The 9,184-nt window shown below is 43.4% G+C and carries 10 protein-coding genes and 1 rRNA gene; all 11 read left to right on the forward strand.

Features of this window, described 5'->3' with window-relative positions; genetic code table 11:
• Window positions 1-44 precede the first annotated feature (44 nt).
• Window positions 45-608 carry a TVP38/TMEM64 family protein gene (locus WQ57_RS12100; protein WP_046524031.1) on the forward strand — a complete coding sequence of 188 codons (564 nt, stop codon included), beginning with the start codon at window positions 45-47 and terminating at the stop codon, window positions 606-608.
• A gap of 140 nt (window positions 609-748) precedes the next feature.
• On the forward strand, window positions 749-1,078 hold the full coding sequence (locus WQ57_RS12105; RefSeq protein WP_084820262.1) for a metal-sensitive transcriptional regulator: 330 nt from the start codon (window positions 749-751) through the stop codon (window positions 1,076-1,078).
• Window positions 1,079-1,108: 30 nt separating this feature from the next.
• Complete coding sequence (gene copZ, locus WQ57_RS12110; RefSeq protein WP_046524033.1) at window positions 1,109-1,315, forward strand: copper chaperone CopZ; 207 nt, start codon at window positions 1,109-1,111, stop codon at window positions 1,313-1,315.
• 80 nt (window positions 1,316-1,395) lie between these two features.
• Window positions 1,396-3,816: a heavy metal translocating P-type ATPase gene (locus WQ57_RS12115; protein ID WP_046524034.1), complete on the forward strand. Its 2,421-nt coding sequence runs from the start codon at window positions 1,396-1,398 to the stop codon at window positions 3,814-3,816.
• Between the two features lie 13 nt (window positions 3,817-3,829).
• A complete protein-coding gene (locus WQ57_RS27335) occupies window positions 3,830-3,955 on the forward strand; it encodes a hypothetical protein (RefSeq protein ID WP_277620289.1) in 126 nt (41 codons plus the stop codon).
• Window positions 3,956-4,115: 160 nt separating this feature from the next.
• Window positions 4,116-5,489, forward strand: coding sequence for a sensor histidine kinase (locus WQ57_RS12120; RefSeq protein ID WP_046524035.1), 1,374 nt, complete (start codon window positions 4,116-4,118; stop codon window positions 5,487-5,489).
• A 19-nt stretch (window positions 5,490-5,508) separates the two neighbouring features.
• Window positions 5,509-6,186, forward strand: coding sequence for a response regulator transcription factor (locus WQ57_RS12125; protein WP_046524036.1), 678 nt, complete (start codon window positions 5,509-5,511; stop codon window positions 6,184-6,186).
• A gap of 89 nt (window positions 6,187-6,275) precedes the next feature.
• Window positions 6,276-6,602 (forward strand): four-helix bundle copper-binding protein, encoded by a 327-nt coding sequence (locus WQ57_RS26215; RefSeq protein WP_084820258.1) that lies wholly within the window; start codon window positions 6,276-6,278, stop codon window positions 6,600-6,602.
• A gap of 158 nt (window positions 6,603-6,760) precedes the next feature.
• Complete coding sequence (locus WQ57_RS27210; protein WP_338151902.1) at window positions 6,761-7,210, forward strand: PCYCGC motif-containing (lipo)protein; 450 nt, start codon at window positions 6,761-6,763, stop codon at window positions 7,208-7,210.
• Between the two features lie 366 nt (window positions 7,211-7,576).
• Window positions 7,577-8,308: an urease accessory protein UreH domain-containing protein gene (locus tag WQ57_RS12140; RefSeq protein ID WP_046524038.1), complete on the forward strand. Its 732-nt coding sequence runs from the start codon at window positions 7,577-7,579 to the stop codon at window positions 8,306-8,308.
• A 752-nt stretch (window positions 8,309-9,060) separates the two neighbouring features.
• Window positions 9,061-9,184, forward strand: a 16S ribosomal RNA gene (locus WQ57_RS12150); the annotation flags it as partial.

The following is a 9,184-nucleotide window of genomic DNA, read 5'->3' on the forward strand; positions in this document are numbered from 1 at the left end:
TCATTTCTGTGGCAAATCGGTGAAGAACAACAATGGAGGTTGAGATGGAATTCGTTCTTGAAATACTGCCAAATAATAGATTGCTGGCTGTTTTGTTCAGCTTGTTTCTCAACGTGCTTATTTCAATCGCAGGTTTCGTGCCAAGCGCTTTTCTGACAGCAGCCAACATCCTCTTTTTTGGTTTTAAAATCGGATTGATTGTCTCAATCGCAGGGGAAGCAATAGGAGCAATTATCGGCTTTTATCTTTATCGAAGAGGCATTGAAGCGATGAAAGGCAAGTATGGGAATAAAGGGAATAACCAGTTATTGGAGAAGCTGAAGGAAACAAGCGGCATGGAGGCCGTCTACCTTGTTTTTATCATGAGGATATTTCCTTTTGTCCCGTCAGGGCTGGTAACCCTGGCAGCCTCGATGAGCAGAATGAGCCTGGTACATTTCGCTTTTGCGAGCACATTTGGAAAAATTCCTGCGTTAGCTATAGAGGCGTACTCTGTTCATGCAGTGATTAACCTGGAAGCAAGATTTCAACTAGCTGCTGCGGTTATTGGATTGGGTTTGGCAGGTATTTATATGATATGGAAAAAGCGAAAAAGGCTGGATCAATGACTCTGCTTTGACCAGCCTTTTTCGCTTGCTTACATTATTTGTGAACAATTAATGACAACAATTCGAAATGATTTACATACTATAGAGGGGTATGGTAATATTAATTTCAAGGAGTTGGTGTAATGGAAAAAATTCATCAAATGGCTGATGTGCCTCTATGTGAAAATGACTGTCATACAGATGGCGCTGACCGCAAGAGCCATCATTCGGATAAGTTGAAAAGCAATATGATCACCAGGCTTAACCGGATTGAAGGTCAAATTAGAGGAATAAAGGGTATGATTGAAAAGGATACTTACTGTGATGATGTCATTACACAAATTTCTGCGACTCAGGCAGCCCTGAACAGTGTTGCCAAGATTCTTCTTGAAGGACATATGAAGAGCTGTGTGGTCGAGAGAATCCAGGAAGGTGACCACGAAGTTGTAGATGAACTGCTTGTCACCATCCAAAAATTAATGAAAAAGTAAAAAAGGAATTTTTTGAGAGGAGCTGTTATAGTGGAAAAGGTAACTTTAAATGTAGCTGGAATGTCATGCGGACATTGCGTGAAGGCTGTTGAAGGCAGTGTGGGAGAACTTGAGGGAGTTAACTCTGTTAAAGTAAACCTGGAGGCAGGAACAGTAGATGTGGAGTATAACAACCAAGCTGTCACACTGGATAAAATCAAGGAAACAATTGATGATCAAGGCTATGATGTAGCTTAACAAAACCAAAGACGTGCTAACCATTTAGCACGTTCCTTTTTCAATAAAATATACCCTATACAGGTATGGGGAGTGAGAAGATGAGTCAGCAAGAAAAAGAAGCGACATTGCAAATTTCGGGAATGACTTGCGCAGCTTGTGCCGTGAGGATCGAAAAAGGACTTAAAAAAGTAGAAGGGGTGCAGGAAGCAACTGTCAACCTGGCTCTTGAGCGTTCATCCATCAAGTATGACCCGGCTGTTACCAATCCTGCCGCCCTGGAGAAAAAAGTCAAAGATCTCGGGTATGATGTCGTAATGGAGAAAGCGGAGTTTGATATTAGAGGAATGACATGTGCTGCATGCTCGGCAAGAATAGAAAAAGGACTGAATAAACTTGAAGGAGTTTCAAATGCCAGCGTGAATTTGGCGCTGGAAAAAGCAGCAGTAGAGTTCAACCCAACTGTCCTTAGCAAACAAGACATAATAAAAAAAGTCGAGAAACTCGGATATGGGGCGATGGTCAAAGAAGAGGAAAACCAGCAGGAAGCCGCAGACCACCGCCAGCTGGAAATTGAAAAGCAAACAGGAAAGTTTATCTTTTCAGCGATCCTATCGCTGCCATTGTTGTGGGCGATGGTCGGGCATTTCTCTTTCACCCGGTTCATATTTGTGCCCGACATGTTTATGAACCCGTGGGTACAGCTTGCACTGGCCACACCGGTTCAATTTATCATCGGGAAGCAATTTTATGTAGGGGCCTATAAAGCCCTGAAAAATGAAAGTGCCAATATGGATGTTCTGGTCGCACTTGGCACATCCGCTGCCTATTTTTACAGTCTCTATCTGTCTTTCGCCTCCATTGGGTCAAATGCCCATATGGTCGAGCTATACTATGAAACGAGTGCGATCCTGATCACCTTGATCATTCTGGGAAAACTGTTTGAAGCGAAAGCAAAAGGACGGTCTTCCGAAGCGATCAAGAAACTCATGGGTTTGCAGGCTAAAACGGCGATTATTGAAAGGAACGGCATCGAGCAGGAAGTTTCCTTGGAAGAAGTCGCGGTTGGGGACATTATCCATGTGAAGCCTGGTGAAAAAATCCCGGTTGATGGATTGATTGTGGAAGGCCAATCGGCGATTGATGAATCGATGCTGACAGGTGAGAGTGTCCCTGTCGACAAGAAATCCGGAGATGAAGTGATTGGATCCACCATCAATAAAAATGGCTTTCTAAAGATTGAAGCGACGAAGGTAGGCAGAGATACCGCTCTTGCCCAAATCATCAAGGTGGTTGAGGAAGCACAAGGATCGAAAGCTCCCATCCAGCGTCTTGCTGACCAAATTTCAGGGGTTTTTGTTCCGATTGTGGTCGGAATCGCCATTATTACCTTCCTGGTCTGGTACTTGATGGTGGTGCCGGGAGATTTCGCCGAAGCGCTGGAAAAAATGATTGCCGTACTGGTCATCGCTTGTCCTTGTGCACTCGGGCTGGCTACCCCCACCTCGATTATGGCAGGTTCCGGGCGATCAGCAGAATACGGAATCCTCTTTAAGGGCGGAGAACATCTGGAAATGACTCACCGTATCCAGGCGGTTATTCTGGATAAAACAGGTACCGTTACAAACGGAAAACCTGTTTTGACAGATGTTGATGTTAATGATCCCTATAAGGAGGAAGAGTTCCTGGCTCTTGTTGGCTCCGCCGAGAAACAATCGGAGCATCCGCTCGCAGAAGCCATTGTTTCCGGCATCAGGGAAAAGGGAATTCTGCTCCAGGAGGCAAACTCTTTTGAAGCCATTCCTGGATTCGGGATTAAAGCAATTGTGAATGATAAGGAAATGCTAGTTGGAACGAGAAAGCTGATGAAAAAGCATCAAATTGAAGTTTCGGATGCATTGGATAAAATGGATGCCCTTGAACGCGAGGGAAAAACCGCAATGCTTGTCGCCATCGAAGGGCAATACGCCGGAATGGTGGCTGTTGCCGACACCATAAAGGAAACATCCAAGGCTGCAGTCAAGCGGCTCAAAAGTATGGGGCTGGATGTCATCATGATCACTGGTGATAATCAGCAGACAGCCAACGCCATTGCGGCGGAGGTTGGCATTGACCACGTGATTGCGGAGGTCCTTCCTGAAGGAAAAGCGGATGAAGTGAAAAAACTTCAGGCTGAAGGCAAAAAGGTCGCCATGGTTGGAGATGGCATCAATGATGCGCCCGCTTTGGCCGTGGCCGATATTGGAATGGCGATTGGAACAGGAACAGATGTTGCAATGGAAGCAGCGGACATCACCCTGATTCGCGGCGACCTGAACAGCATTGCCGACGCCATTTTCATGAGCAAACTGACAATCAGGAATATCAGGCAGAATCTGTTCTGGGCATTTGCTTACAACAGCCTGGGAATTCCTGTCGCGGCGCTTGGGTTCCTTGCGCCATGGCTTGCTGGTGCTGCCATGGCCTTCAGCTCGGTTTCCGTGGTTCTGAACGCTCTTCGGCTTCAAAAGGTTAAACTGTAGAGGAGATGGAAGAATGATAAAAAAATGGACGCTTGCAGCCATTGCCTATTTGCTCCTTGTAATGGGCGGTTATGGAATTTATGCCTCAGCAGTAAACCCTGAGGAGACCCCGAGCCATACAGAGGAGAGGAACCATTAAATGCAGGACCCGATTATTTCGGGTCTTTTTTCAGTGGATATGTACATATAGTGTTCAAAAAATCTATAAATTTCTCCATCCTCTCTCTTTAGTTATGCATTATGATGAAGATAAACCATATTAGTATAGTGGTTTCATGATTATACTCAGGAGAAAAAACATGAAGAGCAAATTGAAAATCAACAGCATCTCGATTAAGCTTGCCCTGCTCTTTAGCGGGCTCTTTATCGCCTTATTGTTCATATTGGGTTTCATTTTATACGGGGCATTTACTAATTTATTCATTGATTATGTGAAGCATGACCTGCTCATCAGAGGGAAAAATCATGCCAATGTCTTGGCCAGGCAATTTAACCAGGGAACGATTGAACATGTGGTCAAAATGGAATCTGACGTAACCACTCATGTCCTGATTACAGATATCGACCAAAACATTCTTGCTTCATCCGTTCCTCCCAGCCAGGACATGAAAGAGGCGCTGATTCCTGCCGGCAATAAGCTGTTTAACGGTTTTATCGAGGTGGATTGGGAAAAGAGCGATTATATCATCTCTGTATCTGCCATAGGAAAGAACGAGGGCTTTGTTTACATGTTTTACCCTTCCAAGATATTAAGGGACATCGTCCAAGTTGTTGATACGATCATGCTGGTTTCAGGAATTGGCATTGTCCTCATCGCTTTTGGGTTGATTGGAGTTTTGTCCAGGACGCTTACCAGGCCCTTAATTACTATGAAGGAAGCAACCAATAAAATGGCACTTGGAAAATACAAGCAGAAAATCCCGATTTCCGGTGACGATGAAGTTGCCCAGCTTGGGCACTCCATCCAGCTGCTCGGCGAACAGCTGCAAGAGTTCGAAGACAGCCGGAATGACTTTCTTGCCTCTGTTTCCCATGAATTGCGGACGCCCCTGACCTACATTAAAGGCTACAGTGATATTTTGAACAAAGACATTGTGAAAACCAGGGAAGAACAGCAGGAATACCTTCAGATTATTAATAAAGAGGCTAGCAGGATTTCGCTTCTAGTCAACGATTTGCTTGATATGAGCAAGCTTCAGGCAGGCCAATTTGTACTGAATAAACAACAGGCCAATGTCAATTTGATAATCAAGAAGGTGTTTACGACTTTAAAGCCTGCTGCGGCTGAAAAAGGAATTATCCTGTCTTTGGACCTTGCAGAAGATTCACCTGAAATAGAGATTGATGTACTCCGAATGGAACAGGCTATTTTCAATCTGGTAGAAAACTCCATTAAATACACAAACGAAGGGCACATTACATTGAGATCCCATGTGAACAATGAATTCCTGATCATTGAAGTGCAGGATACCGGGATTGGAATCTCACCCGAAGATCTGCCGAAAATCTGGAGCCGCTTTTATCGGGTTGACAAGTCCCGGACCAGAAGTACAGGGGGAAGCGGTCTAGGCTTGTACGTTGTAAAGCTAATCGTTGAGGCGCATAACGGGGTTGTAAGAGCAAATAGTACAGAAAATTCAGGTTCCGAATTCACCATATATTTAAAAATATAAACAATTGGAGAGGGCAAAATTGAATAAAGTATTAATAGTCGATGATGAATTTCAAATGAGAAAGCTGTTGAGGCTTTACTTAGGACAAGAAAATTATCTTGTAGAAGAAGCGGAAAATGGAAAGGAAGCGATTCAAAAAATCGAAATAAATGATTATGACCTTATGATCCTTGATGTCATGATGCCTTTGGTGGATGGATGGCAGACCCTGGAACAAGTACGCAAAATCTCCGATATTCCCGTCCTGATGCTGACGGCAAAGGCATCCGTGCAGGATAAAGTCAGCGGACTATCCCTTGGGGCAGATGACTATCTCGTAAAACCATTTGATGAAAGTGAACTGATGGCAAGGGTTCAGGCGCTGTTGCGCAGATCGAAGAAGACTGTCCCGGATAAGGAAATACTTAATTATAAAAACTTGCACATGAATCTTGCAGCCAGGGAAGTTTCTTTCAATGGAAATAAAATGAGTCTTACACAAACAGAATTTGACTTATTGGAAGCTCTTTTGAGGCATAAAGGGAAGGTGCTTTCCCGGGAACAGCTTGTGGAGCTTGTCTGGGGAATGGAATTTCTAGGAGAAGACCGCACTGTCGACTCGCATATCCGCAATCTGCGGGATAAACTAAAACATGCGGGGGCGGATAAATCATTCGTTAAAACGGTGTGGGGCATTGGATATAAGATAGAGGCATAAGCTTGCTGTCCGATGGGGCAGCAAGTTTATTTAGTTTATGAAAGGGAATGTATCAACTGAAAAAAACTATACGTGAGGAGTGCTCAATAATGAATGTGACTTATGAAGAATGCATACAAGCTTGTCTTGAATGTATGGAAGCATGCAATGTCTGTTATGATGCCTGCCTCAAGGAAGATGATTTGAAAATGATGGCAGATTGTATTCGAATGGACCGGGAATGCGCCGATATATGTGCATTTGCTGTTAAATCCATGCAAAGTGGCAGCCCATTCGCAAAGCAAATATGCCAGCTCTGTGCTGAAATCTGTGAGGCCTGTGGAAACGAATGCAGCAAACATGATCATGAACATTGCCAGAAATGTGCAAAAGCTTGTGTCAGATGCGCGGAGGTTTGCCGTCAAATGGCGGCGTAATGTTTCAAAGAGTAGCCTGTACATATTCTTTATGTACAGGTTTTTTGTGTGGATGGTAACCATTTCTTCACTGTTTCTGCCCAATTTCTGCAATCTTTTAACTTACATTATAGATGTAAACCTTAAGAAACAATCAACAGGAAAGGAAGGAGGACAAAATGAAGCGTCTAATTCTCTTGTTCATAATGGGAATTTTATCACTTGGACTTACCACTGGCTGCAGTTCTGGCGAGAAAGAAGAACTCGTGCTTGATGCCAAACACAGTGCGATGCCAGATTATGTGCTCAATTCATCTCCAATTGTGCAGGAAACATATGTCATGGCGGCTCAGCATCCAGAAGCATTGGCTGCAGTGCCCTGTTATTGCAATTGTTATGAATCAGCAGGACATACCAGTAACCTGAATTGTTTTATTAAACAAATGGGTCGGGATAATCAAGTGACAGAATGGGATCAGCATGGCATCGCTTGAGACATTTGTGTCAAAATCGCCCGGGAGGCGGTTGAACTGCAGAGTGATGGCAAGGATTTAAAAGAGATAAATCGATTGATTACCAAGAAATATGAAAGCTATGGTACTCCAACTCCAACTCCAATACCAGAGTAGGGATGAACATGGAAAATTGGCTTATTGCTGTGGCAGGCGTATTAACTCTGGCTGTTTTGATAACTGTGAGACCATCCCCGAGTTTCCAGGCACAAGAAGAACGAGTTTTGATAGCTAATGGAGAAGAGCTGTTTACAGAGCTGTGTGCGGGCTGCTGATGGTGAAAATGGGAAAGGCGAAGGAGCCCTAATTGGTACATCATTGAACAACAGTAAAAAAGGAGCACTCCTGTCTGACGAGAAGGAGTGTTTTTGCGTTCAATAGAACAACGAAGTTTTGGCCAATATGTGAGCATTCTTGGAACTGCATCCTTTTTTGATAGTTATACAGTATAATAGCGGATATAACACGGTGGGGGTATCATGAATGTATCAGGTTCTTTCCGAAATAAGCCAGTTTTTGAGCAGTCCTTTCTTTAACATTGTAAATGGGACCAAGCAGTATCCACTTTTGGCTGCTTTAATACTAGGGCTGATTGGTGCATTGGCGCCTTGTCAGCTGACGGGAAATATGGGTGCGATCACACTTTACGGCAGCAGGAGTATCACAGCCAAACACCAATGGGTGGAGATAAGTTGTTTCATCATTGGGAAAGTGGTGGTCTTTACGGGGCTTGGTTTGGCGGTATGGGGGCTTGGACAAGGATTTCAGAGTATACTTCCGGAATATTTCTCGTTATTCAGGAAGCTCATGGGCCCTTTATTTATTATAATCGGCTTTACTTTATTGGGAGTGTTTAAACTCCGCTGGCTTCAGACATGGACCGAGAGAATCCCGCAATGGACAGGAGGAGGAAAAATGGGCTCCTTTTTAATGGGGGTTAGCTTCTCGCTGGCATTTTGTCCGACGATGTTTTCTTTATTTTTCTTTTCCCTGATACCACTCGTGTTAAGTTCTTCATACGGTGCCGTGCTGCCTTCCGTTTTTGCAGTTGGCACATCTGTTCCGGTTCTCGTTTTTGCGGGGATAATAACTTATTTTGGACTGGATGGTGCGATGATGAAAAAAAGCAGAAAGTTAGGGAACAGGATCCTAAAAGCTGCTGCCGTTGTTTTTATAATGCTTGGAATAATGGACACCTTCACTTACTGGGTCTGATTCTTTGCTTTATCCTTTTTTCTGATTTGGATGACGAGGGATAGAGCCATTTAATGCAGAATCCCGGATGTCTATGGTATGCTTGGAAAAATGCTCATTATTAGAAGGGATGACCTTTAACATTAAAAGAATTAGTATGTATTCAATCATTATAGGTTTTCTGCTTTATTTAACAACCGTCATAATTCCTGAATTTAAATTTTTAAATTCTTTACCAATTGACCTTTCGAAATGGCTGTTTCTGCTTGTCATTTCCTCTTTATTTTTCATAATCAATATTAAATGGTGGGGTAAGATTCTCTCATTAATTTTAGGATTGGGCATTTATGTTGGATTGGTCAGCATGCTGAACTCCTAGCTGGATAAAACTACCATTGTATCTTTTTGATGAGAATGTTAGGATTATAAACATCACGCAGCAAGTAAATCACAATTTGCTTTTTTATATAAAAATTTTGCTGAAATACTTGTTGACTTTGTCGTTTATGCGTGGTATATTAATACATGTCGCTTTTGAGCGTCATAAGAAATTGCTCTTTGAAAACTAAACAAACAAGCGTCAACAAACAATAATATCGTGTTTCTTCTATATAAAAGAGATTCACGAGCCAACGTTTTATTTTATGAGCTAATCACTCTTTTATCGCGTATTAACGCGCAGTAGTATCCGCTCCGCGGATAACTGCCCGTAAATACCCGATTGATTCGACTAACCATCACGGGGAAGAACACCCCGCGACGGAAGTCTCATCTTATTGGAGAGTTTGATCCTGGCTCAGGACGAACGCTGGCGGCGTGCCTAATACATGCAAGTCGAGCGGATCTTCGGGAGCTTGCTCCCGATGGTCAGCGGCGGACGGGTGAGTAACACGTGGG

Origin of the sequence: Mesobacillus campisalis (assembly GCF_000986785.1) — a bacterium.
Classification (GTDB): Bacteria; Bacillota; Bacilli; order Bacillales; family Cytobacillaceae; genus Mesobacillus_B; species Mesobacillus_B campisalis.

Bases quoted from the DNA above. Each gene is read 5' to 3' on its own strand.
- WQ57_RS12100 (WP_046524031.1), top strand. From the start codon at position 45: ATGGAATTCGTTCTTGAAATACTGCCAAATAATAGATTGCTGGCTGTT.
- WQ57_RS12105 (WP_084820262.1), top strand. From the start codon at position 749: ATGGCTGATGTGCCTCTATGTGAAAATGACTGTCATACAGATGGCGCT.
- WQ57_RS12115 (WP_046524034.1), top strand. From the start codon at position 1,396: ATGAGTCAGCAAGAAAAAGAAGCGACATTGCAAATTTCGGGAATGACT.
- WQ57_RS27335 (WP_277620289.1), top strand. From the start codon at position 3,830: ATGATAAAAAAATGGACGCTTGCAGCCATTGCCTATTTGCTCCTTGTA.
- WQ57_RS12120 (WP_046524035.1), top strand. From the start codon at position 4,116: ATGAAGAGCAAATTGAAAATCAACAGCATCTCGATTAAGCTTGCCCTG.
- WQ57_RS26215 (WP_084820258.1), top strand. From the start codon at position 6,276: ATGAATGTGACTTATGAAGAATGCATACAAGCTTGTCTTGAATGTATG.
- WQ57_RS12140 (WP_046524038.1), top strand. From the start codon at position 7,577: ATGTATCAGGTTCTTTCCGAAATAAGCCAGTTTTTGAGCAGTCCTTTC.